The organism is Luteimonas composti, assembly GCF_042678665.1.
Lineage (GTDB): Bacteria > Pseudomonadota > Gammaproteobacteria > Xanthomonadales > Xanthomonadaceae > Luteimonas > Luteimonas composti.
This window is the reverse complement of the sequence record NZ_JBHTKU010000003.1, coordinates 101,590-123,666: the sequence shown is the minus strand read 5'-3', so window position 1 is coordinate 123,666 and position 22,077 is coordinate 101,590. Positions and strand designations below refer to the sequence as shown.

The 22,077-nt window shown below is 72.0% G+C and carries 20 protein-coding genes; 9 read left to right on the top strand and 11 right to left on the bottom strand.

What is annotated here, in order from left to right; genetic code table 11:
• Window positions 1-52: 52 nt before the first annotated feature.
• The 6 genes from ACFQ2D_RS09370 to ACFQ2D_RS09345 all read right to left on the bottom strand — a co-directional run bounded on the left by ACFQ2D_RS09370 (window position 53) and on the right by ACFQ2D_RS09345 (window position 7,177).
• Window positions 53-2,611: a DNA topoisomerase I gene (locus ACFQ2D_RS09370; protein ID WP_386795632.1), complete on the bottom strand. Its 2,559-nt coding sequence runs from the start codon at window positions 2,609-2,611 to the stop codon at window positions 53-55.
• A gap of 187 nt (window positions 2,612-2,798) precedes the next feature.
• Complete coding sequence (locus ACFQ2D_RS09365; RefSeq protein ID WP_280942247.1) at window positions 2,799-3,734, bottom strand: RDD family protein; 936 nt, start codon at window positions 3,732-3,734, stop codon at window positions 2,799-2,801.
• A 50-nt stretch (window positions 3,735-3,784) separates the two neighbouring features.
• Window positions 3,785-4,282, bottom strand: coding sequence for a pilin (locus ACFQ2D_RS09360; protein ID WP_280942246.1), 498 nt, complete (start codon window positions 4,280-4,282; stop codon window positions 3,785-3,787).
• Window positions 4,283-4,301: 19 nt separating this feature from the next.
• A complete protein-coding gene (locus tag ACFQ2D_RS09355) occupies window positions 4,302-4,775 on the bottom strand; it encodes a DUF494 family protein (protein WP_280942245.1) in 474 nt (157 codons plus the stop codon).
• Between the two features lie 32 nt (window positions 4,776-4,807).
• Window positions 4,808-5,935, bottom strand: a complete 1,128-nt coding sequence (dprA, locus tag ACFQ2D_RS09350) for a DNA-processing protein DprA (protein ID WP_280942244.1) — start codon at window positions 5,933-5,935, stop codon at window positions 4,808-4,810.
• A gap of 75 nt (window positions 5,936-6,010) precedes the next feature.
• The gene (locus ACFQ2D_RS09345) at window positions 6,011-7,177 is read right to left on the bottom strand and encodes a LysM peptidoglycan-binding domain-containing protein (protein ID WP_280942295.1); all 1,167 of its coding nucleotides are present in this window, start codon (window positions 7,175-7,177) and stop codon (window positions 6,011-6,013) included.
• A 142-nt stretch (window positions 7,178-7,319) separates the two neighbouring features.
• Between ACFQ2D_RS09345 and def the strand changes: the two genes are divergently transcribed.
• The 4 genes from def (at window position 7,320) to ACFQ2D_RS09325 (ending at window position 11,266) form a co-directional block, all read left to right on the top strand.
• Window positions 7,320-7,835 carry a peptide deformylase gene (gene def, locus ACFQ2D_RS09340; RefSeq protein ID WP_280942243.1) on the top strand — a complete coding sequence of 172 codons (516 nt, stop codon included), beginning with the start codon at window positions 7,320-7,322 and terminating at the stop codon, window positions 7,833-7,835.
• Between the two features lie 14 nt (window positions 7,836-7,849).
• Window positions 7,850-8,773, top strand: coding sequence for a methionyl-tRNA formyltransferase (fmt, locus tag ACFQ2D_RS09335; RefSeq protein ID WP_280942242.1), 924 nt, complete (start codon window positions 7,850-7,852; stop codon window positions 8,771-8,773).
• A 99-nt stretch (window positions 8,774-8,872) separates the two neighbouring features.
• Entirely contained in the window at window positions 8,873-10,177 is a 1,305-nt protein-coding gene (gene rsmB / locus ACFQ2D_RS09330) for a 16S rRNA (cytosine(967)-C(5))-methyltransferase RsmB (RefSeq protein WP_280942241.1), read from the top strand.
• 78 nt (window positions 10,178-10,255) lie between these two features.
• A complete protein-coding gene (locus ACFQ2D_RS09325; protein WP_280942240.1) occupies window positions 10,256-11,266 on the top strand; it encodes a glycosyltransferase family 2 protein in 1,011 nt (336 codons plus the stop codon).
• Window positions 11,267-11,270: 4 nt separating this feature from the next.
• Here ACFQ2D_RS09325 and ACFQ2D_RS09320 read toward each other — a convergent pair whose 3' ends face one another.
• The gene (locus ACFQ2D_RS09320; protein ID WP_280942239.1) at window positions 11,271-12,206 is read right to left on the bottom strand and encodes a glycosyltransferase family 32 protein; all 936 of its coding nucleotides are present in this window, start codon (window positions 12,204-12,206) and stop codon (window positions 11,271-11,273) included.
• Window positions 12,207-12,273: 67 nt separating this feature from the next.
• Here ACFQ2D_RS09320 and ACFQ2D_RS09315 point away from each other — a divergent pair, with 67 nt between their 5' ends.
• Window positions 12,274-13,395 carry a glycosyltransferase gene (locus tag ACFQ2D_RS09315; RefSeq protein ID WP_280942238.1) on the top strand — a complete coding sequence of 374 codons (1,122 nt, stop codon included), beginning with the start codon at window positions 12,274-12,276 and terminating at the stop codon, window positions 13,393-13,395.
• A 6-nt stretch (window positions 13,396-13,401) separates the two neighbouring features.
• On the opposite strand, the gene ACFQ2D_RS09310 is transcribed toward ACFQ2D_RS09315, so the two are convergent.
• The 3 genes from ACFQ2D_RS09310 to ACFQ2D_RS09300 are packed head-to-tail and all read right to left on the bottom strand — an operon-like array spanning window position 13,402 to window position 16,347.
• On the bottom strand, window positions 13,402-14,925 hold the full coding sequence (locus ACFQ2D_RS09310; protein ID WP_280942237.1) for a PH domain-containing protein: 1,524 nt from the start codon (window positions 14,923-14,925) through the stop codon (window positions 13,402-13,404).
• The gene (locus ACFQ2D_RS09305) at window positions 14,909-15,430 is read right to left on the bottom strand and encodes a PH domain-containing protein (protein WP_342457126.1); all 522 of its coding nucleotides are present in this window, start codon (window positions 15,428-15,430) and stop codon (window positions 14,909-14,911) included. The genes ACFQ2D_RS09310 and ACFQ2D_RS09305 overlap by 17 nt, the downstream gene beginning before the upstream one ends.
• On the bottom strand, window positions 15,427-16,347 hold the full coding sequence (locus tag ACFQ2D_RS09300; RefSeq protein ID WP_280942236.1) for a lauroyl acyltransferase: 921 nt from the start codon (window positions 16,345-16,347) through the stop codon (window positions 15,427-15,429). The genes ACFQ2D_RS09305 and ACFQ2D_RS09300 overlap by 4 nt, the downstream gene beginning before the upstream one ends.
• A 119-nt stretch (window positions 16,348-16,466) precedes the next feature.
• On the opposite strand from ACFQ2D_RS09300, the gene dtd reads away from it, so the two are divergent.
• The 3 genes from dtd (at window position 16,467) to ACFQ2D_RS09285 (ending at window position 19,508) form a co-directional block, all read left to right on the top strand.
• The gene (dtd, locus tag ACFQ2D_RS09295) at window positions 16,467-16,907 is read left to right on the top strand and encodes a D-aminoacyl-tRNA deacylase (protein ID WP_280942235.1); all 441 of its coding nucleotides are present in this window, start codon (window positions 16,467-16,469) and stop codon (window positions 16,905-16,907) included.
• A 169-nt stretch (window positions 16,908-17,076) separates the two neighbouring features.
• Window positions 17,077-18,936, top strand: coding sequence for an RNA polymerase sigma factor RpoD (gene rpoD, locus ACFQ2D_RS09290; RefSeq protein WP_280942234.1), 1,860 nt, complete (start codon window positions 17,077-17,079; stop codon window positions 18,934-18,936).
• A gap of 194 nt (window positions 18,937-19,130) precedes the next feature.
• The gene (locus ACFQ2D_RS09285; RefSeq protein WP_280942233.1) at window positions 19,131-19,508 is read left to right on the top strand and encodes a hypothetical protein; all 378 of its coding nucleotides are present in this window, start codon (window positions 19,131-19,133) and stop codon (window positions 19,506-19,508) included.
• Between the two features lie 485 nt (window positions 19,509-19,993).
• Here the strand turns inward: ACFQ2D_RS09285 and ACFQ2D_RS09280 are convergent, their stop codons facing one another.
• On the bottom strand, window positions 19,994-20,923 hold the full coding sequence (locus ACFQ2D_RS09280; protein ID WP_386795631.1) for a LysR family transcriptional regulator: 930 nt from the start codon (window positions 20,921-20,923) through the stop codon (window positions 19,994-19,996).
• Window positions 20,924-21,027: 104 nt separating this feature from the next.
• Between ACFQ2D_RS09280 and ACFQ2D_RS09275 the strand changes: the two genes are divergently transcribed.
• Window positions 21,028-22,068, top strand: a complete 1,041-nt coding sequence (locus ACFQ2D_RS09275) for an SDR family oxidoreductase (protein ID WP_280942231.1) — start codon at window positions 21,028-21,030, stop codon at window positions 22,066-22,068.
• The last annotated feature ends 9 nt before the right edge of the window (window positions 22,069-22,077 follow it).

The following is a 22,077-nucleotide window of genomic DNA, read 5'->3' as shown; positions in this document are numbered from 1 at the left end:
TTAGGGCGTGGCGCGCGGGCTGTCAGCGTCCGCGCGCCGCGTATCGTCAAGGTTAGAACGGCGCGTCGTCGGTCTTCTTCACCACGCGCTTGCGGCCGGGTTCGAACTTGGCCGCGGTCACCAGCGGCTTGGCCGGCTCAAGGCCTTCCGACAGCGGTCGCGCCGCCTTCGCCGCGGCCTTCTTCGTCGCGGTTTTCTTCGTGGTCGCCTTCCTGGCGGCCTTCTTGGCCGGCGCCTTCTTCACGGCGGCCTTCTTCGGCGCGGCGTCCTTCTTCGCCGGTGCTTTCCTGGCGGCGGCCTTCTTCGCGCCGAAACCGCGGCGCGCCGGCTTGCCGGTTTCCTCGAGCAGGCGGGTCACCTCCTCCAAGGTCAGCGACGCCGGCTCGCGGTCCTTCGGGATCTTGCCGTTCAGCCGGCCGTCGCTGATGTACGGCCCGAAGCGCCCGTTGAGCACCTGGATGTCGCTGCCCTCGAACTCCTTGATCACGCGGTTGCGGGCGATCTCTTCCTTCTGCTCGATCAGGAACACCGCGCGGTCCAGGTCGATCTTGTAGGGGTCGTCTTCCTTGGCCAGCGAGGCGTAGGTGGCGCCGCGCTTGGCGAACGGGCCGAAGCGGCCGATGCCCACGCTCACGTCTTCGCCGTTGCTCTGGCCGAGCGTGCGCGGCAGCTGGAACAGCTCCAGCGCCTCGTCGAGGGTGATCGAATAGATGCTCTGGCCGGGGCGCAGCGAGGCGAAGCGCGGCTTCTCGTCGTCCTCGACGGTGCCGATCTGCACCAGCGGGCCGAACTTGCCGATCCTCGCGCTGACCGGCCGGCCGCTCTTGGGGTCCTCGCCCAGCACGCGCACGCTGCCGGCGTCGGCCTTGTCGAGCGAGGCCTTCTTCTCGTCCACCTGCTCCTTGAACGGACCCCAGAACTTCTCCATCAGCGGGACCCACTCCTCCTCGCCGCGGCTGACCGCGTCGAGCTCGTCCTCGAGGTTGGCGGTGAAGTCGTAGTCGACGTACTTGGTGAAGTGGTTGCTGAGGAACTTCGACACCGCGCGGCCCACGTCGGTGGGCTTGAACGCGCGTCCTTCCAGCAGCGCGTACTGCTTGCCGGTCAGGGTCTGGATGATCGAAGCGTAGGTGGACGGGCGACCGATGCCGTACTCCTCCAGCGCCTTGACCAGCGAGGCCTCGGTGTAGCGCGGCGGCGGCTGGGTGAAGTGCTGGTCGGCGTGGACGCGGTCGAGCGGGATGCGGTCGCCGAGCTTCATGACGGGCAGCTTGCGTCCCTCGTCCTCGTCTTCCTTGCCCTTGTTGTCCTTGCCTTCCTCGTACACCGCCAGGAACCCGGGCACGACCACCGTGGTGCCGGAGGCGCGGAAGCCGTGCTCGGCGCCGGCGGCCAGGTCGACGGTCACGGTGTTGAGCGTGGCCGGGATCATCTGCGAGGCCACCGCGCGCTTCCACACCAGCTCGTACAGCCGGCGCTCGTCGTCGGACAGGTAGCGCGCGACCTGCGCGGGCGTGCGCAGCGCCGAGGTCGGCCGCACCGCCTCGTGCGCCTCCTGCGCGTTCTTGCTCTTGGTCTGGTAGACGTTCGGCTTGTCCGGCACCGAGGCGGTGCCGAAGTCGCGCGCGATCACGTCGCGGATCTCGCCCAGCGCGTCCTGCGACAGGTTCACCGAGTCGGTACGCATGTAGGTGATGAGGCCGACCGTGCCTTCCTCGCCGATGGCCACGCCCTCGTACAGCTTCTGCGCCACCTGCATGGTGCGGCGGGTGGTGAAGCCGAGCTTGCGCGCGGCCTCCTGCTGCAGGGTCGAGGTGGTGAACGGCGGCGACGGCCGGCGCTTGCGCTCCTTGCTGGCCACGTCGGTGACGTGCAGCGAGCCCTGCGCAGCGGCGGCAATGCGCGAACGCGCGTCCTCGGCGGTCTCGCCGTCGGTGATGGTGAACTGCTCGAACTTCTGCCCATCGAGCTTGACCAGCTTGGCGCCGAAGGGCTGCGAGGGATGCGCGCAGTCGGCTTCGATGGTCCAGTACTCGCGCGCCTTGAACGCCTCGATCTCTTCCTCGCGCTCGACGATCATGCGCAGCGCCGGCGACTGCACGCGGCCGGCCGAGAGGCCTGCCTTGATCTTGCGCCACAGCACCGGCGAGAGGTTGAAGCCGACCAGGTAGTCGAGCGCGCGCCGCGCCTGCTGCGCATCGACCAGTTCGTCGGCGATGCGGCGGGGCTGGTTCATCGCTTCCTTGATCGCGCGCGGGGTGATCTCGGTGAACACCACCCGCTGCAGGTCCTTGCCCTCGAGCAGGCCGCGTTCTCGCAGGATCTCGGCGATGTGCCAGCTGATCGCCTCGCCCTCGCGGTCCGGGTCGGTCGCCAGCCAGATGCCGTCGGCGGCGCGGGCGGCCTTGGCGATGGCCTCGACATGCTTCTCGTTGCGGTCGATCAGCTCGTAGCGCATGCGGAACCCGTCGTCCGGGTCCACGGCCCCCTCCTTCGGCACCAGGTCGCGGACGTGGCCGTACGAGGCGAGGACCTGGAAGTCCTTGCCGAGGTACTTGTTGATCGTCTTGGCCTTGGCGGGCGATTCGACGATGAGGAGGTGCTTGGGCATCTGGAGGGGGTTCCGGTCGTGGCCTGGGGCCGCGGCCATCAGGGGGTGAATGGGGGTCGGAAAGATGACGACGCCCGGGAGGTCCCGGGCGCCAGGTCCGCGCCGTTCAGGGACGGCGCTCTTTATATAGTGGAATCACGCCGCGGGCGACGGTGTCAAGCAACGGCCGCCAGACGGCGGCGCGCCGTCACTGCGCCATGGCCGGAATCGCGATGGCGGCCACGATTCCCACCAGGGCCAGGCCGAGCAGGCCCAGGCCGAGGACCAGCACCACCCAGGTGACCACCCCGAGCTCCCGCCGCTGCAGGTCCGGGCGGTCGGTGAAGGCCCAGCGGTCCACCACCACGGTGTCGCAGATCATGTCGTGCAGGGCCTGGCGCCGCTGGGCCAGGCCGGTGGTCAGGGCCGAGACCAGGGCACCGATGCCGAAACTGAGCACCACCGTGCCGAAGTAGGCGAGGTAACGCGAAAACGCGCGCCAGAAGCCGATCCGCTCCCCTGAGCCGCGGCAGACCTTGATCCCGACTGCCAGCTTGCCCAGCGAGGCCTGGCTGGAGGAGGAGTGCATCCAGGAGAAGTAGACCAGCGGCACCACCAGCCCAACGCCGTAGGACAGCAGGATGATCGCCAGCGAGCCGCCCGTGGACAGCAGGTCGCCGCCCATCATGCCAGCCGCCCCCGCCAGGAGCAGCAGCGGGATCTGGATCGCCCAGGACGCCACGCCGGTGACCAGGCCGTCGATCACCATGGCCGCGAAGCGCTTCCAGAAGCCCGCGTGCACGACCTCGCCGCCGGTGACCACCGACTGGCCCGCGGTCACGCGGGCGGTCGGCGGCGCGTAGGGCGAGTCGGCCGGCCCGGCGGGCGCGGGAGCCGTCCACGTGGCCGGTCCGGGCTCCCCGGCCGGACCCGGTCCTGCGGCGACCAGCGGCGGCGGCGTGCGATCGTCAGCCTGGGCGAGCTCGCCGGCGAACTCGCGCATCGGCCGCCACTCGGCCATGCCCTCGCGCCAGACCAGCGTGTCCCAGCCCAGGCGGCCCTGCAGCCGCAGCCGGACCAGGCTGGCGGCATCGACCGGCCCCTGCCGGACATGGTCGGCGTCGGCGTAGTACCAGATGGACATCGTGCGGTTCCCCCTCTCGTGTGGTTGCGCCGCTCCCCGCGGCGTACGGCTCAGCCGCGGCAGTGCCGGGGCAGGTAACGGTCGTCCGCGTCCGAACTGCAGCGCCATGTGCTGTCGGCGTCGAGTTCCAGCCACAGCAGGCTGCCGTCCAGCGGGCCGCCGCGCGCGTCATTCAACGCGATCTCCATGACGCAGCCGATGTCCGGCGCGCCGAATGCGACACCCGCATGCGCACCTCCCGGCGTGCCGGCATCGAATCCGGGGTCGTCGCTGCCCGGACAGCGTCCGTGCCCGGCGGCGAACGCGGCCACGCGTGGCTTCAGCGACGCGGTTTCGGCCAGGGCGGCGGCGACCATCAAGCGCGCCCGGTCATCCTGGTAGGCCGGCACCGCGGTCGCGGCGAGGATCGCCAGCAGCGGGATCGTCAGCCCGGCCGCGACCAGCAGGGCGACCAGGCAGCCCGAGGGGCGGGGCTGCGGCGGAGCCGGGTCGGCGCGCCGCAAGGGAGGCGGCAGCGGCGGCGGGCCGCTGCCCGCAGGTTCGGACATCGCGGGTCGTCGGCGCCGGTCAGTGCACCGGCTCGGGCTCGTCGGCGAACATCTGGGTTTCCATCCAGGCGTAGGCCGCTTCCATCCCGGGCTGGTTGAACAGCACCATCAGCACCACCCACTTCAGGTCGTCCAGGTCCAGTTCGTCCTGGTCCAGGGCCATGGCGCGGTCGAGCACCAGCTCGCGCTGGTCGGCATCCAGTACCCCGTGCTGCTCGAGGAACAGCAGGAAGCCGCGGCAGTCCACGTCCAGCTTGTCCAGTTCCGGGCCGAAGTAGATCCGGACCGGACCGTCCGCGGCGCGCGCGCCAGCGCCTGGCCGCTGCTGGGCCAGGGCGTCGAGCCAGTCGAAGGCCTTGCTGATTTCCGCCGGGCTGAAGCCGGCCTCGAGCAGGCCGGTCTGGAGCGAGTCGCGATCGCGGACCAGGTCCGCGTCCTCGGTGAAATAGTGTTCGAACAGGTAGAGCAGGACGTCCAGGATGCTCTCTTTCATTTCCCCCCGGCCTGCGCCCGAGGGCGCGCGTGTCATGACGTTCGGGAATACCGGCCGTGCTCCTGCACGACCCGGCCATCCAGCTCCATGAGCAGCAGCATGGACGACGCCTGCGCGGTCGTCAATCCAGTGCGCTCCAGCAGTTCATCCATAGGGCTTGGGTCGTGGCACAGGGCCGACCACAAGCGCTGGTAGTCCGGATCCTGTGATCCCGGTCCCGTTCCAGGGCGGTCCGCAGCCCCTTCGAGCTCCGGGATGGGGGCCGACAGGCGCTGGCGCAAGGCGTCGGCCAGGGTCTCGGCCAGCGGAGCGAGGGCGGCGTTCACCTCGCCCGGGGTTTCGACCAGGGTGGCGCCCTCGCGCAACAGGCGGTGGCAGCCGCGGGCCATCGGATTGCGGATCGAGCCGGGCATCGCGAACACCTCGCGCCCGGCCTCGGCCGCCAGCCGCGCGGTGATCAGCGCCCCGGAGCGGTGCGCCGCCTCGACCACCAGGGTGCCCAGCGACAGACCGGCGATGATCCGGTTGCGGGCGGGGAAGTGCTCGCGCCGGGCGGCGGTGCCCGGTGGATGCTCGCTGACCACCGCGCCCCGGGCGGCAATGGCCCGGTGCAGGCCGGCGTTGGCGCGCGGGTAGGGCACGTCGATGCCGCTGCCAAGCACCGCCACGGTGTGCCCGCCCGCCTCCAGCGCGGCCTGGTGGGCGGCGGTGTCGATGCCGGCGGCCAGCCCGCTGCAGACCGTCAGCCCGGACTTGGCGAAGACGCCGGCGAAGCCGCGCGCGTGCTCGCGACCGGCAGCGGTCGGGGCGCGGGTGCCCACGACCGCCACCGCCGGATGCCAGAGCAGGGCCGGGTCGCCGGCGACGAACAGCGCCAGCGGCGGGCTGGCGATGCGGCGCAACAGGGCGGGGTAGTCCGGGTCGTGCCAGCCGAGCAGGTGGTGGCCGGGTGCGACCAGCCACTCGGCCCAGGCGGCAGGCGGGTCGATCCGCGCAAGGGCGCGGACCTGGTCCCCGTCCAGGCCGGCCTCGCGCCAGGCCCCTGGACCGGCAGCGAGCGCGGCGGCCGGGCCGGCGTGGAGTTCCAGCAGCCGGCGGCGCGGTGCGCTGGCGCCGCCGCAGGCGACCAGGCGGAGCAGGGCGGAATCGTCGGGGCTCATGCGGGCAGCGTGGCCCGCAGACGACGACGGCGCCCTCGGGCGCCGTCGCTGTGTCCTGTCGGAAAACCCCGCGCCTCAGTACGGCGCGTCGGGGTGCTTGAGGTGGTAGCCGATGCGGGTGGGCTTGATGCTGTCCATCACCAGCGCATAGCTGACCTTGTCGTAGGTGCGGAACACCATGGCGTGGCCGGCGAACTCGTCGGGCAGGCGCACCTTGTTCTCGTAGAACACGGTGTCGGCATCGCGGTCGGGCCCCTTCTCGACGCGGTCGATGGTGTTGGTGCCTTCGCGCCACAGCGAGAACACGGTGCCGTTGTCCACGCCTTCGCGCGCGCCGACCGACAGCACGATCACGTCGCGCGGGCCGCCATGGGACAGGGCGTCGGCCACCGCCAGCACGCGGGCGCGGCCGTATTCGAGCTGCTGCGACGGGGCATGCGGGAAGAACTGCAGGTCGTAGGGCTGCGCGTCGACCGGGATCAGCCGGTCGCCGACGCGGACCTCGCGGCCGGTCTCGTCCAGCAGCAGGGTGCTGGCCTGGATGCCGCCGACCTCGCCGCGGGTGATCGTGCCCACGTTGACCCGCTGCAGCTCGTAGCCCAGCAGCTCCTGGCCCTTGTCGGGCGTGACCACGTTGGTCCAGAACTGCTGCGTGTCCAGGATGCGGTGGCCGCGGAAGTCCAGGTCGTCCTTGTGGAACAGGTCGCAGCACAGGCCGCTGCGGTCGAGGTGGGTGTAGCGCTGGGTCGGGCGCACCACCGCGTAGCGCTGGCCGGCGCTGGCGCCGGGCAGGCCACGGACGTAGGCCACCTGGCCCTGGGTGGCGCGCATGCGGTCTTCCTCGAGCCCGACCACGTAGGGCAGGTGGTCGAACTCGTCGACCACGCGCAGGTCCTTGAGGAAGGCTTCGATGTCCGAGAGTGCGATCGCGTTGATCGGCTGCGCGGTCGCCTCGCGCGGACCCGGCGTCGCGGTCACGCGGTTGAGGTAGGCCAGGCTGATCACGTCGCCCGGGTAGATCAGGTGCGGGTTCTGGATCTGGGGGTTGGCCTGCCAGATCTCGGGCCACAGCCAGGGCCGCTGGAGGAACTTCCCGGCGATGTCCCACAGCGTATCCCCACGCTGGACGACATAGGTGTCGGGATGGTCGCCGCGCATGGTCTGCGCGGCCGCGTAGGTGGCCACCGTCATCAGGGCGACCACGCACGTCGTGCGAAGCCCCTGAGAAAGGCGCTGAAGCATACGGGCCATCTGATTGCTCCCCTTGAAGATTTCCCCGTGCAGCGGCCGCACTATAGCGTACAAGTGGCGGCCGGCTGCAAGCCGCGGAGCGCTACAATGGCGGGCCTTCCTGCGCGGTTGTGACCGCCGCCACCTTTCCGCCATGGCCCTGCTCCCGATCCTCGAATTCCCCCACCCCCGCCTCCGGACCGTGGCCCGGCCGGTCGACGCCGCGCAGCTGGAGGATCCGGCGTTCCAGCGCCTGCTCGACGACATGTTCCAGACCATGTACGAGGCACCGGGCATCGGGCTGGCCGCGACCCAGGTCGACACCCACCAGCGCTTCATGGTCATCGACGTCACCGAGGGCCGCGACCAGCCGCTGGTGTTCGTCAACCCGACGATCCGCGAACGCTCGGTGGACCTGCGCGCGCACCAGGAAGGCTGCCTGTCGATCCCGGGCATCTACGCCGACGTGACCCGTCCCGACGGCATCGTCGTCGATGCGCTCGACCGCCATGGCAAGCCGTTCGAACTGCGCGTGGACGGCCTGCTGGCGACCTGCGTGCAGCACGAGATCGACCACCTGGACGGCAAGCTCTTCATCGACTACCTGTCGCCGCTCAAGCGCGACCGGGCGATCAAGAAGCTGGAGAAGCTGCGCAAGGGTCGCGACTGAAGGCGCGGCCGTCCATGCGCATCGTCTTCGCCGGCACGCCCGAATTCGCCGTGCCCTCGCTGCGCGTGGCCGCCGCGCGCGGCGACGTGGTCGCGGTCTACACGCAGCCCGACCGGCCCGCGGGCCGCGGCCGCGGGCTGGCGGCTTCGCCGGTCAAGCTCGAGGCGCAGCGGCTGGGCCTGCCGGTGCTGCAGCCGCAGAGCCTGCGCACGGTCGAAGCGCGCCGCCAGCTGCGCGAACTCGCGCCCGACCTGATGGTGGTGGTGGCCTATGGGCTGCTGCTGCCGCCGAAGGTGCTGTCGATCCCGACCCACGGCTGCTGGAACGTGCACGCATCGCTGCTGCCGCGCTGGCGGGGCGCGGCGCCGATCCAGCGTGCGATCGAAGCCGGCGACGCCGAGACCGGCGTCTGTCTGATGCGGATGGAGCAGGGCCTGGACACCGGCCCGGTGCTGCTGTCGCAGGCCACGCCGATCGGCGCCGACGAGACCGGCGGCCAGCTGCACGCGCGCCTGGCCGAGCTGGGCGCGCAGGTGCTCGGCGACGGCCTGGCCTTGCTGCGCGCGGGCATGAGCCCCGAGCCGAAGCCGCAGCCGGAGGAAGGCGCGAGCTATGCGCGCAAGCTGGAGAAATCCGAGGCGCGCCTGGACTGGCGCCAGCCCGCCGAGGCGCTGGCACGCAAGGTGCGCGCCTTCTCGCCCTGGCCGGTGGCCGAGGGCGAGGTGGCCGGCGAACTGCTGCGCATCCATGGCGCCACTGCATTGCCGCTGGCGCACGCCGCGGCGCCCGGCACGGTGCTGGTCGCCGGGCGTGGCGGCATCGACGTGGCCTGCGGCGAAGGCGCGCTGCGGATCCGCAGCCTGCAGCGGCCGGGCGGCAAGGTGATCACCGCCGCCGACTACCTCAATGCGCGGCGCGACCTCGCCGGCGCACGCTAGACCGGTGGGTTCGATCCGCAGCAGCTGCCACGTCCGGCCCCATCCCGACGGGGCCGTACGATGGGTGGCACCAACGACGACGCGCGGCGCCTTTCGCTCATGAACCGTCCTTCCCGCAGTGGTACCGCCGTGCGCGCCACCGCCGCCGCCGTGCTGCATGCGGTGCTGCAGGGCCGCTCGCTCAAGGCCGAACTGGCCGCCGCGCTGCCGGCCCTCGCCGATCCGCGCGACCGCGCCCTGGTCGAGGCGATCTGCTTCGCCGCGCTGCGCAATCGCGCGCGCTACGACGCCGCGCTCGCGGCCTGGATGCCGCGACCGCTGTCGCGGCGCGATGCGCCGCTGCGCGCGCTGCTGCATGTCGGCTTCGCCCAGCTCGATCCGCTGCAGCTGCCGGCGCATGCCGCGCTGGCGGCGACGGTCGAGGCCGTGCGTGCCGCCGGCCGCACCCACCAGGCGGGGCTGGCCAATGCGCTGCTGCGCCGCGCGCAGCGGGAAGGCCTGCCGGCCGCCGCGGCGGACGCGGCCTGGCCGTCGTGGCTGCGCGAACGCGTGCGCGCCGACTGGCCGGACGCGGCGGACGAGGTGTTCGTGGCCAGCGCCGCCGCCGCGCCGACCTGGCTGCGCGTGAACCGGACGCGCGCAGGGGTGGGCGCCTATGCGGCCAGGCTGGAGCAGGCCGGGATCGCGCATGCCCGGGTCGAAGGCCTGTCCGATGCGATCCGCATCGACGATGCGGTATCGCCGACCACGCTGCCGGGCTTCTCCGACGGCGATGTCTCGGTGCAGGATGCCGCCGCGCAGCGCGTCGCCGACGCGCTGGCACCGCCGCCCGGCGCGCGCCTGCTCGACGCCTGCGCCGCCCCGGGCGGCAAGTCCGCGCACCTGCTCGAGCGCGACCCGGCGCTGCGGCTGACCGCCATCGACGTCGACCAGCGCCGGCTGCGCCGCGTCCAGGACACCTTCGCGCGCCTGCGCGTCGGCGCGGACGCGCGCCTGCTCGCCGCCGACGCCGCCGATCCCGAGTCCTGGTGGGATGGCGAGGCGTTCGACGCGATCCTGCTCGATGCGCCTTGTTCGGCCACGGGCATCGTCCGGCGCCAGCCCGACGTGCTGCTGCACCGGCGCGAGTCGGACCTTGCCGCGCTCACCGCGCTGCAGGCGCGCCTGCTCGACCGCCTGTGGCCCCTGCTCGCGCCGGGCGGCCGGCTGCTCTACGCCACCTGCTCGATCCTGCACGCGGAGAACGCCGCACAGGTCGAGGCTTTCCTCGCACGCACGCCCGATGCGGCGGCCGAGCCGCTGGACGAGCGCTTCGGCCGCATGGCAGGCGCGGGCCGGCAGCGGCTGCCTGGCGAGGCGGGCATGGACGGATTCTTCTACGCCCGCCTGCGCAAGGCCACCTGAAGCGCCTGGTCATCCGGGCGGCAGGGGCCCACGGTAGACTCGCGCCGATCTTCCCATCCGCCTCACTGGAACCGCCCGATGCCGCAGACCGCGAACGCGCCCTGGTTGAGCGTGCTGGTGCCGGTCTACAACGTCGAACCCTACCTGCGCGAGTGCCTGGAGTCGGTGCTGCGACAGGCCGATCCGGGCGTGGAACTGATCGTCCTCGACGATGCCTCGCCCGACGCCTCGATGGCCATCGTGGCCGCGCTGCAGCAGGCCCATCCGGGCCGCATCCGCAGCCTCGCCCACGCACGCAACCGCGGCCTGTCCGCCGCGCGCAACAGCCTGATGGACGCCGCGACGGGCCGTTACCTGTGGTTCCTGGATTCGGACGACGTGCTGATGCCCGGCGCGATCGACGGGCTGCGCGGCATCGTCGAACGCGAATCGCCGGACCTGGTCCTGTGCGACTTCCGCCTGCTCCGCGCCTCGTTCGGATTGCGGCACCGCCTTCGCGGCGAACTGCACCGGCGCAGTTTCGCCGGGCGCCCGGGCGACGGATCGGACGATCGCGACGCGCTGCTGACCGGCCTGCTCGAAGGGCGACAGCTGCACGCATGGTCGAAGATCGCCACGCGCGAGGCCTGGCGCGGCGCACGCTTCCCGGAAGGGCGGTATTTCGAGGACATGGCGGTGGTCGCGCCGCTGTGCGCGTCGGTCGGGCGCTGGCGGCATGCGCCTCGGCCGTGGGTGGGTTATCGCCAGCGCGGCGACAGCATCATGGCGCGGATGACCCCGGACAAGTCGCGCGACCTGCTGCTGTCGTTGCGCGAATTCCATGACGGGGTGATGGCGCTGCCAGGCGGTGTCTCGCAACGCACGCGGCGCGCGCTGGAGTACTTCTGCCTGCGCACGTTCGCCTCCCTGGCGCGCAAGGTGCCGCGCGAGGACGAGGCGCTGGCCCACGAATGCCACGACGCGATCGGCATGGTGTTCCCGCAGGGCATGCCGGCGGTGCTGGCCGAATACCGGTCGCGCGGGTGGTGGCTGCGGGCCTGGCGCGCGCAGCGCAGCCTCGCGGCGCGCGGCTGGCTGGTGCCGGGCTGACGGTTCAGGGCAGGTAGCGTCCGACGATGCTGTCTTTGCGATAGAGGTGGTGGGCGAAGTAGCCCTCGAGCTTGTTGCGCTCGCCGCCGCGCAGTTTCAGCAGCCGCGGCGGACGCGCTGGCGCCGGATGCGCGAGCAGGCGCCGGTACAGCCGCAGGCGCCGCCAGTGCGACACCCGCTGCAGGAAGTAGGCCGTATCCTCGGCGCGCCACAGCAGCAGCCGGTAGGGCCGGCCATCGTCGAGCACCGCCTGCGCGCAGATGTGGACGATCAGGTAGGCCGGCCGCGAGATCCGCTGCACCAGCCGCTCGTAGCGTCCGTCGCGGCGCAGCGCGGCGAGGTAGGCGTCGTCGCCGGCGCGCAGCGCCCGGCACAGTTCGGCGAGCCAGGCCTGGACGAACGGCATGCCCGGCGGCGCCGCCATGCACCAGCTGTCGAGCACCGGCGTGCGGCCGGCCACGCAGAACCCGTCCAGGTAATAGCCCAGGTACTCGGCACGCGTCGCCGCCTGCGCCTCGACCAGCCAGTCCAGCGACTCGGTGAGGATGGTGCTGGCATCGATCCAGACGCCGCCGTGGCGAGCGAGCAGGTACAGCCTCAGCCAGTCCGAGCGTCGCGCTGGAGCCAGCCGGTCGAAGCCGTCGGGCAGGTCGGCTGGATCGACATGGCGGTGCAGGGTGCTGCCCAGGACCAGTTCGATCTCCCAGCCGGCGCACTGCCTGCGCCAGTTCTGCAGGCAGCGGTGCACCACCAGGGGCACCTGGTCGTCGTGCCAGTAGGACCAGAGCCGGCGCGGGATCCGCGCGTCGTTCGCGATCGGCCCGGCACCTTCGAGCAGGATCGAGACCGGCTGCAGCGGCGTGGATTCCACCGGCCGGCGCAGCCACAGCATCCCGGCGATGGCCAGCAGGACGCACGCGCAGGCAAGCAGGGGAACCATGTGGGCCAGGGATGGGGGCGAATGCGCCGGGCGGTATCGTATGGAGTCCTCGCGTGAATTCCCCGTCATGACCCCACCCCGTCCGCGCGTCCTCCATTTCGTCACCGGCGGCTTCTCCGGAGGCGCCACCCAGGTGGCGATCCAGCTGGTGAACGCGGGCGTGGCCGGCGGACGCGTCGAGCCGCTGCTGGTGCTGCGCCGCAAGCGCCGCGGCGACCCGGCGCGGATCGAGGAACTGCGCGCGGCGGGCACGCCGCTGCAGGTGGTGCCGGGCTGGTCGCACCTGGCGACCATCCGTGCGCTGGCGAAGCTGTGCCGCGAATTCCGGCCCGACGTGCTGGTCGCGCACGGCTTCAGCGAGCACCTATGGGGCCGTTACGCCGGCCTGCTGGCGGGCGTGCCCCACCTGGTACACGTCGAGCACAACACCCGCGAGCGCTACACGCGCTGGCGGCTGGCGCAGACGCGCTGGCTGGCCGCGCGCACCTCGCGCATCGTCGGTTGCTCGGAGGGCGTGCGCCAGGTGCTGCTGGACATGGGCATGCCGCCCGACCGCACCATCGCCATCCCCAACGGCATCCGGCTCGACCCCTTCGCCGATGCCGACGCGCATCCCCTGTCCGCGCGCGTGCCCGGCATCGTGATGGTCGCGCGCTACTCGCGGCAGAAGGACCACGCCAGCCTGCTGCGCGCGCTGGCCCTGCTCGGCGAGCGCGGCCTGCACCCGCCGCTGCTGCTGGCCGGCGGCGGCAAGGCCCTGCACCGCGCGCCGGTCGAGCGCCTGGCCGCCGAACTCGGCCTGCAGCAGCAGGTGCGCTTCCTCGGCGTGGCGCGCAACGTGCCGGAGCTGCTGCACACGCACCGCATCGCCGTGCTCAGCACCCACTACGAGGGCATGCCGCTGGCCCTGATCGAGGGCATGGCGGCCGGCTGCGCGGTCGTCGGCAGCGCGGTCCCGGGGGTGCGCGAAGTGATCGGCGACGGCGTGGACGGCCTGCTGGTGCCCGAGGCCGACCCGAAGGCGCTGGCCGACGCGCTCGAGCGCCTGCTGCGCGACGACCCGCTTGCGTCGCGGCTGGGGCAGGCCGCGCGCGCGCGCGCGCTGCGCGAGTACGGCCGCGAACGCATGAACGCGCGCTACGAGGCCCTGTTCCTCGAACTCGCCGCGCGGCCACCGGCGCGCGCCTGAGGTCGCCTACCAGCGCAGCCTGCGCCGTGCCACGTCGCGACCCAGGTCCCGGTGCAGTGCCTGCGCCTCGTCCAGCGGCAAGTAGCGGATGCGCAGCGGTGGGGCCAGGCCGCCGGCACCGGCGGTGTCGAGCCAGACCGAAGCCATGCCGAAGCGCCGGTCGAGCGGCGACTGGCGCAGCTGCAGCGCCTGCAGCTTGTCGATTTCGGCGAAGCGCCAGTGGCGCGACCACCAGCCTTCGCGCACCGCCACCAGGCGGTCGTCGACGTGGTAACCGGCGAAGTGCGCGTGGCGCCGCGCCAGCAGCCAGCCCCAGGGCAGCCACAGCAGGCCGAACAGTCCCCAGGCGCCGAAGCGCCAGCACAGCGCGCCGGTCAGCGCGGCGGCGAACACCACGTCGCCAAGCACCAGGCGCAGCGCGGCACGCGGATGCAATGCCCGCCAGCCCCGCGGCGGCCAGTGCGCGCCGTCGAGCAGGTGCTGCAGCAGCGCTTCGCAGGCGGCGGGCGTGGCGATCGGCGCAAGCTCCGGTACCTCGCGCGGCTGGCCGTCGCCGTTGCCGGCGTGGGCGCCGGCGATGTCGATCGACAGCGAGCGGCGCGCGAACAGGCGGTGCAGGACGGTTTCGCGCAGGGTCCAGGCCTGGATGCGCCTGCGCCTGACGCTGCTGCGCACGCGCGACAACAGGCCGCGCTCCACCGTCAGCCGGCGGCCGTGTTCGCGCAGTGCGAAGCCGTGGTAGCGCACGATCGCCAGCAGCACCGAGAACAGCCGCAGCACCGCGAGGGCGAGCAGCAGCAGGCCGGACACGGCGAGCGCGGCGGCGATCCAGCGCCCTTCCAGGTGTCCGGCGACGCCGGTCAGCTGCAGCCGCGCCAGTTCGAAGACGCGCTTGAAGGCGTTGTCCTCCAGCACCGGCCAGGCCAGGGCGAATGCCGCGCCCACCACCACCATGCCGCGGTTGGAAATCAGGCCCAGCCGCACCAGCTCCGGCAACGGCAGCGACAGCAGGACGGCGCCATCCTCTTCCTGTGGCGACGTTCCGGAAGCCGCCGTCGGGTCGGGGGCGCGGTGCCGGATCAGCCGCTCCAGCGCCAGCGCATCGTCCAGCTGCAGCACCCGCATCTGCGCCTCGGGCCGGGTGCCGCCGGCCGACTCGAGCTTGACCTCGGCGACGTCGAACAGGCGGTGCAGCAGCGTCTGGCGCAGTTCGACGTTGTGGATGCGCGAGAACGGCACCTGGCGCAGGCTGCGCTCGAGCAGGCCGCTGCGGATCACCAGGCTGTCGCCTTCGATCCGGAAACGGTAGGTGAAATAGCGCCACACCGAGACCGCGGCCAACACCAGCACCGCGACCCCTGCCGCGGCCAGCTGGTAGCCGTCCTCGCGACGGCCGCCGAACACCACCAGCACGCCGAGCGGCACCACGAACTGGCGCAACGAACCGAGCAGCACGAACAGCCACGACCAGGGATGCAGGCGCCGGTCGACGGGCTCGACCTGCGGCGCGGGATCAGGCGTCGTCGTCATCGGTTCCGGCCCAGCGCGCCAGGTGGTCGCGCAGCCGCTCGGCGTCGTCGCCATCCAGCCCCGCGGTGGCGACCGCGTTGTGGCGCGTACCGGCGGTGTGGATCACCAGGGTCGCCAGGCCGAAGCGCCGCTCGACCGGGCCGCGGCGGATGTCCAGGTGCTGCACGCGCGAGCGCGGAACGAAGGTGTCGTGGCGCCAGAAGCGCCCGCGCCGCAGCGCGTAGCCGTCATCGTCCAGGCGCCAGCGCGTCCAGGCGTGCCGGCGGAACCCTGACCAGGCGCCGAGCGCGGGCAGCGCCACCAGCACCGCCAGCGCCAGCGGCAGGCGCCAGCCGGGGCCGGCCAGCAGCCCGATCGGTACCAGCAGGCCGAGCGCCAGCACGCCGTTGCCGAACATGTTGCCCAGCACGAACAGGCGCCGCGCGCGCAGCGGCAGCGGCTGCCAGCCGGCCTCGTCCGGCACGGGGACCGGCGCGTCGGGGGCCGGCGACCCGGCTGCGCTCATCCGCCCTCCAGGTCGGCATAGGGGTTGGACACCGCGGTGCCCGCCGGCTGCGCCTTGAAGCGCTTGTAGGTCCACTGGTACTGGGTCGGATCGCGCCTGGCGATGCGTTCCACGTCCGCGTTGAGCGCGGCGGTCGCGATCGCCGCGTCGGCCGAGTCGATGCCGGGCGAGGCCGGCATGATCCGCAGCGCGTGCCCGGGGCCGGGACCGATGCGTTCGCACCAGGCGAACAGCACGGCGGCGCCGCTGCGCGAGGCGAGACGGCCGAGCAGGGTCATGGTCGAGGCCTGCACGCCGAAGAACGGCGCGAACGCGCCGTCGCCGCCCTTGGGCTGCTGGTCGGGCAGGATGCCGACCACGCCGCCTGCCTGCAGCCGCTTGTACAGCTGCCGCACCCCGGCGCCCTCGGCCCGCACCTGGGTGACGCGGTCGGCGTCGGCATTGGCGCGCACCAGGCGCAGGAACGCCTCGCCCACCGCCGACTCCGGCGGCTTGTAGAGGATGGCCAGCGGCGTCTTGGCGGCGAGCCACTGGTTGAGCAGCTCCCAGTTGCCGAAGTGCGGCGCGGCCACGATCAGGCCGCGGCCGGCGGCCAAGGCCTGGTCGAACAGCGCCTCGCCGTGGATTTCCTCGATCAGGCGCAGGTTCTCACTGTGCGGCCGGGTCCACAGCTGCAGGGTCTGCAGGGTCTGCAGGCCGGTGGAGCGCAGGATGCGCAGGCGCAGCTCCTCGCGCTGTCCCGCCAGCAGTTCCGGGTAGGCCAGTTCGAGGTTGCGCAGCGCCACCCGGCTCTCGCGTGCGCCGGTGCGCAGCCACAGGCTGCCCAGGGCGTCGCCCAGCCGGCGCAGGGCGGGCCAGGGCAGGCGCCCGACCAGCGCGGCCAGGCCATGGAGGAAACGGGCGAGCACTGCGTTCACGGGGCAAGTGTAGCGAGCCGGCGGCAGGGGGCGCGGCCGGAGGCTGGGTCGGGCGCCGCGGCGATGGCACACTCGCCCGGTTCCCGCTGGGAACGCCCCTCACCCGCAGCGACCCGTCCATGCTCTGCCTGATCCAGCGCGTCACCGAAGCCAGCGTCAGCGTCGACGGCGAGACCATTGGCCGCATCGGCCCCGGACTGCTGGCGCTGGCCGGGATCGAGCCAGGCGACGGCCATGAACAGATCGCGCGCATGGCGGGGCGCCTGCTGGGCTACCGGGTCTTCGCCGACGACGAGGGCCGGATGAACCGGTCGCTGGCGGACACTGGCGGCGGCCTGCTGCTGGTCAGCCAGTTCACCCTCGCGGCCGACACCCGCTCGGGGATGCGCCCGGGGTTCAGTACCGCGGCCGCCCCCGGACAGGCGCAGCCGCTGTTCGACCGTCTGCTGGCTGAATGCCGGTCGCGCCATGCCGGTCCGGTGGAAACCGGCCGGTTCGGCGCCCACATGGCCGTGCAGCTGGTCAACGACGGGCCGGTCACCTTCCTGCTGCGGGCCTGAGCGCCGCCGGACACGGGCGCAGGTCGGCCGGCGCTGGAAACCGGACGATGCGCCCCCATCTGATGGGCATCCCGGTCTGTGGAGACCGGGTTCCGCGCCTCTCCCGCCGGACCCGGGCGGGCGGCGATGGTATAATTACGGGTTCACTTTTCTCCCCGGTGCGCGCCTCATGGCGAACGAACGTCCAGCCGAACAGTCCGACATCAAGCTCCTGATCTCCAAGGGGCTGGAGCAGGGCTACCTGACCTACGCCGAAGTCAACGACCACCTGCCCGACGACCTCGTCGATCCGGAGCAGATCGAGGACATCATCGGCATGATCAACGGCATGGGCATCGAGGTGCACGAGATCGCGCCCGATGTCGAATCGCTGCTGCTCACCGGCGACTCCACCGGCAACCGCGAGGTCGACGATACCGCCGCCGAGGAAGCCGCCGCCACGCTGACGGCGCTGGACGGCGAGGGTGGCCGCACCACCGACCCGGTGCGCATGTACATGCGCGAGATGGGCACGGTCGAGCTGCTGACCCGCGAGGGCGAGATCGCCATCGCCAAGCGCATCGAGGAAGGCCTGAACCAGATGCTGTCCTCGCTGGCCAGCTTCCCCTGGTCGGTGCAGCTGCTGCTGGAGGACTACGAGCTGCACAAGGCCGGCAAGAAGCGCCTGGCCGAGCTGGTGGTCGGCTTCAACGACCTCGAGGAGCCCGAACCCGCGGCCGCGCCGGTCGCCGACGGCGAGGTGGCCGACGACGACGCCGAGGCCGACGAGGACGAAGACGAGGACGGCGGCGACGCCGAGGACGCCGGCCCGTCGGGTCCGGATCCGGCCGAGGTCGCGCGCCGCATGGAGGCGCTGGCCGCGCTGTACGCCAAGTTCCAGAAGGCCTACGCCAAGTCCGGCGCCGAAGCCAAGCCGGTGCTGAAGCTGCGCGAGGAAATGGCCGAGATCTTCACCACCTTCAAGCTGCCGCTGCCGCTGACCGACACCCTGGTCAAGAAGCTGCGCGACGTGGTGGGCGAGATCAAGGACCACGAGCGCCGCATCCTCGACCTGTCCACGCGCGTTGCGAAGATGCCGCGCAAGGACTTCATCCGCGCCTGGGAAGGCAACCAGACCAACCTGGGCTGGGTGGACGAGGTGCTCAAGCGCAAGCAGAAGTGGTCGAGCGGCATGCGCGAGGTCAAGGACCAGATCGTCGCCGAGCAGGAAGCCACCATCGCGGTCGAGAAGGCGATGATGGTGACGCTGGCCGACCTCAAGGAGATCAACCGCGCGATGGCCTACGGCGAGGCCAAGGCGCGCAAGGCCAAGAAGGAGATGGTCGAGGCCAACCTGCGCCTGGTGATCTCCATCGCCAAGAAGTACACCAACCGCGGCCTGCAGTTCCTCGACCTCATCCAGGAGGGCAACATCGGCCTGATGAAGGCGGTCGACAAGTTCGAGTACCGCCGCGGCTACAAGTTCTCGACCTACGCCACCTGGTGGATCCGCCAGGCCATCACCCGCTCGATCGCCGACCAGGCGCGCACCATCCGCATCCCGGTGCACATGATCGAGACGATCAACAAGCTCAACCGCATTTCCCGCCAGATGCTCCAGCAGTACGGCCGCGAGGCCACGCCGGAGGAGCTGGCCAAGGAAATGGACATGCCCGAGGACAAGATCCGCAAGGTCATGAAGATCGCCAAGGAGCCGATCTCCATGGAGACCCCGATCGGCGACGACGAGGACTCGCACCTGGGCGATTTCATCGAGGACACCAACGTCGAGTCCCCGATCGAGGCCACCACCAACATCAACCTGTCCGAGACCGTGCGAGACGTGCTCGCCGGGCTGACGCCGCGGGAGGCCAAGGTGCTGCGCATGCGCTTCGGCATCGACATGAACACCGACCACACCCTCGAGGAAGTGGGCAAGCAGTTCGACGTCACCCGCGAGCGCATCCGCCAGATCGAGGCCAAGGCGCTGCGCAAGCTGCGCCACCCGAGTCGCTCCGAGCAGCTGCGCTCGTTCCTCGACATCGACTGATCGTGGCGGGCGCCAGCCCGCGACGATCCGCCGTTTCGCCGCCCCGGCCCGCATGCGTGCCGGGGCGGCGTCGTTTGGGGTAACGAAACTGAACGGAGGCGCCGATGGGCCGGCGGCGTTCGCACGGCGCCGACATGGGCCCCGGCAAAGTCGCCTCCCGACGGCGCAGCGGCGCCGGACACAGGAGACCACGAATGAATGCCACCAAGACCCTGCTTGCCCTGGCCCTGGCCGCTGGCCTGAGCGCCTGCTCCAACGCCGACCAGGCCCAGAACTCCGCCCAGGAGGCCGCCAATTCGGCCGCCGAGGCCCAGCAGGCGGCGCAGAACGCTGCCCAGACCGGCGACATGGCGGCCGCCCAGTCGGCCCAGGCCGCGGCCGATGCGGCCGATGCGGCTGCCGATGCCACCTCGTCGATTGCCGGCCAGGTCGGCGGCGCCGACGACATGACCCGCCGCGAGGATCTGGCCGACGCCGCCGAGAAGGCCGCCGACGCCGCCGAGCAGGCGCAGGATGCCGCCGAGGAGGCGAACGCCGCCGCCGACGGCCGCAACAACACCGACGGCCAGTAAGCCGTCAGCGCATGACCGGGCGGTCACCCGTCCGGCTCTGTCGCGCAGCCGTGGCCTGCTCTCGTCGATGGCCGCGGCTGCGCGATTCTTTTTGCGCCTTTCCGTCCCCCTGTCTTTGCTACGATGCCCGCACGGGCCTATAGCTCAACGGTTAGAGCAGGGGACTCATCGAAAGGTGCCGCCGCGCAGGAATGCGCGGACGGGAACGGGATGAATTCAGGGGAACCGCAGCGGCGGCAGCGATGCCGGACGGCGGCAATCCTGAGCCAAGCCGGCGGTACACCGCCGGAAGGTGCAGAGACTACCTGGGGGCTGCAGCGCCCTTGATCACAGGCTAGAGCGTCCCGCACCCCATCCGCTCCGGCGCTCGCCGCGGCGAAGGGTGAAGAGATAGTCCGCTCCGGGGGGAAACTCCCGGCCACAGCGAATCCCTTGGTTCCAGGTTCGAATCCTGGTGGGCCCAGTTTGCACTCTTCCCGCGTTCGTCAGGCGTCCGCCTGCTCGCGCAGGAACTCCACGAACGCGCGCAGCGGCGCCGGCACGTGGCGACGGTCGGTGTAGTACAGGTACGGCCCCTCGAACGATTGCCACCAGGGTTCCAGCACCGGCTGCAGCCGGCCGTCGTCGAGCGCGGCGCGCAGGTACTCCTCGAACGTGTAGATGATACCGGTGCCTGCGATCGCGGCGCCGACTTCCAGGTCCTGCGACGAGGTCAGCAGCGGGCCCTGCGGGGCCACGCGCAGGGCGGTGCCTTCGCATTCCAGCTCCCAGACCGCGAGCTTGCCGCTCTCGAAGCGATGGCCGATGAGGCGATGGTCGGCGAGGTCGCGCGGGTGCTGCGGCGTGCCGTGGCGGTCGAGGTAGGCCCGCGCCGCCGCGGCGACGAAGCGCTGGCGGCGCGGACCGATCGGCACCGCGATCATGTCGCGCGCCAGGCTTTCCTCGTAGCGCACGCCGGCGTCGTAGCCGGCGGCCAGGACATCGATGTGGGTGTTGTCCATCGCCACCTCCACGCGCACGCCCGGATAGCGCGCGAGGAAGGGCGGGACCAGGCCGGGCAGGACGAAGCGCGCGGTCGGCACCGGCACGTTGAGGCGCAGGGTGCCGACCGGGCGGCGGGTGTCGTCGCCGAGATCGTCGAAGGCGGACTCGATCTCGGCGAGCGCGGGGCGCAGTCGCTCGAGCAGGCGCATGCCGGCTTCGGTCGGAGTCACGCTGCGGGTGGTGCGGTGGAGCAGGCGCAGGTCGAGGTCGCGCTCGAGCCGGCGGATGCGGTCGCTCAGCGAAGAGGGGGCGACGCCGCGGCGGTCGGCCGCGGCGCGGAAGCCGCCGGCTTCCACCACTGCGGCGAACAGGGCCACGTCGCTCAGGTCGGGTCGGCGCACGACGGTCTCCAGGCGGATTGTCCGGTGCATCGTACAGGGCATTCGCCTTTATCCGGTTTATCCGCGCTGTGCTGGCGCGGAGGATGGCGTCGAAGGTGATCCGCCGTGGATGACCCCGACCCAGGAGCCACACCATGTCCAAGACCCCATCCCCCAGCGGTTCCCAGGCTCACGCGCCGCGCCGCGGGCTCGCCGCCTTCGCCATCGGCCTGGGCGGGCTGCTGCAGCTCGGCGGTGCCCTTGCCGAAACGACCCCCAGGCCCGACTGGAGCCACGCCGACATTCCTGCCCAGGACGGCCGCATCTTCCTGGTCACCGGAGGGACCAGCGGCATGGGTTACGAGGACGCCAAGGCCCTGGCCGGCGCCGGCGCCCAGGTGGTGATCGCCGCGCGCAATCCCGAGCGCGGACGGGACGCCATCGCCCGCATCCGCCAGGCGCATCCGAACGCCGAAGTGCGCTTCGAGGCGGTGGACCTGGCCGACCTGGATTCGGTGCGCGCGCTGGGCGAACGGCTGTCCGCGTCGCTGCCGCGGCTGGACGGCCTGATCAACAACGCCGCGATCATGGCGCCGCCGGAGCGCACCGTGTCGGCCGATGGACTCGAGGCGCAGCTGGCCACCAACTACATCGGCCACTTCGCGCTGACCGCGCAATTGCTGCCGCTGCTGCGCCGGAGCGACGCGCCGCGGGTGGTCACGCTTTCGAGCATCGCCGCCGCGCGCGGGCGCATCGATTTCGACGACCTGCAGGCCGAGCGCGCCTACGACCCCTATGCGCAATACGCGCAGTCCAAGCTGGCCTGCCTGATGTTCGCGTTCGAGCTGCAGCGGCGCAGCGATGCGGCCGGCTGGGGCATCGCCAGCTTCGCCGCCCATCCGGGCGTGGCGGTCACCGAACTGGTGCGCCGTGGCCCGGGCCTGGACAGCGCCTTCGGCCGCGACTGGGCGCGCGATCGCGAGGACTACCACTCGGCCGCCGACGGTGCCATCCCGACGCTGTACGCGGCGACCGCCGCCGAGGCGCAGCCGGGCCGCTACTACGGTCCGACCGGCGACGACGAACATCGCGGTCCGCTCGGCCTGGCCCGGGTGCCGGAGGCCGCACGCGACCAGGACGCGGCCGCCCGCCTGTGGGAAGCCAGCGAGCGCCTGGCCGGCGTGGCGTTCCGCTGAGGAGCGCGC

Coding starts and splice junctions, on each gene's coding strand:
- ACFQ2D_RS09370 (WP_386795632.1), bottom strand. CDS start 2,611: ATGCCCAAGCACCTCCTCATCGTCGAATCGCCCGCCAAGGCCAAGACG.
- ACFQ2D_RS09365 (WP_280942247.1), bottom strand. CDS start 3,734: ATGTCCATCTGGTACTACGCCGACGCCGACCATGTCCGGCAGGGGCCG.
- ACFQ2D_RS09360 (WP_280942246.1), bottom strand. CDS start 4,282: ATGTCCGAACCTGCGGGCAGCGGCCCGCCGCCGCTGCCGCCTCCCTTG.
- ACFQ2D_RS09355 (WP_280942245.1), bottom strand. CDS start 4,775: ATGAAAGAGAGCATCCTGGACGTCCTGCTCTACCTGTTCGAACACTAT.
- dprA (WP_280942244.1), bottom strand. CDS start 5,935: ATGAGCCCCGACGATTCCGCCCTGCTCCGCCTGGTCGCCTGCGGCGGC.
- ACFQ2D_RS09345 (WP_280942295.1), bottom strand. CDS start 7,177: ATGCTTCAGCGCCTTTCTCAGGGGCTTCGCACGACGTGCGTGGTCGCC.
- def (WP_280942243.1), top strand. CDS start 7,320: ATGGCCCTGCTCCCGATCCTCGAATTCCCCCACCCCCGCCTCCGGACC.
- fmt (WP_280942242.1), top strand. CDS start 7,850: ATGCGCATCGTCTTCGCCGGCACGCCCGAATTCGCCGTGCCCTCGCTG.
- rsmB (WP_280942241.1), top strand. CDS start 8,873: ATGAACCGTCCTTCCCGCAGTGGTACCGCCGTGCGCGCCACCGCCGCC.
- ACFQ2D_RS09325 (WP_280942240.1), top strand. CDS start 10,256: ATGCCGCAGACCGCGAACGCGCCCTGGTTGAGCGTGCTGGTGCCGGTC.
- ACFQ2D_RS09320 (WP_280942239.1), bottom strand. CDS start 12,206: ATGGTTCCCCTGCTTGCCTGCGCGTGCGTCCTGCTGGCCATCGCCGGG.
- ACFQ2D_RS09315 (WP_280942238.1), top strand. CDS start 12,274: ATGACCCCACCCCGTCCGCGCGTCCTCCATTTCGTCACCGGCGGCTTC.
- ACFQ2D_RS09310 (WP_280942237.1), bottom strand. CDS start 14,925: ATGACGACGACGCCTGATCCCGCGCCGCAGGTCGAGCCCGTCGACCGG.
- ACFQ2D_RS09305 (WP_342457126.1), bottom strand. CDS start 15,430: ATGAGCGCAGCCGGGTCGCCGGCCCCCGACGCGCCGGTCCCCGTGCCG.
- dtd (WP_280942235.1), top strand. CDS start 16,467: ATGCTCTGCCTGATCCAGCGCGTCACCGAAGCCAGCGTCAGCGTCGAC.
- rpoD (WP_280942234.1), top strand. CDS start 17,077: ATGGCGAACGAACGTCCAGCCGAACAGTCCGACATCAAGCTCCTGATC.
- ACFQ2D_RS09285 (WP_280942233.1), top strand. CDS start 19,131: ATGAATGCCACCAAGACCCTGCTTGCCCTGGCCCTGGCCGCTGGCCTG.
- ACFQ2D_RS09280 (WP_386795631.1), bottom strand. CDS start 20,923: ATGCACCGGACAATCCGCCTGGAGACCGTCGTGCGCCGACCCGACCTG.
- ACFQ2D_RS09275 (WP_280942231.1), top strand. CDS start 21,028: ATGTCCAAGACCCCATCCCCCAGCGGTTCCCAGGCTCACGCGCCGCGC.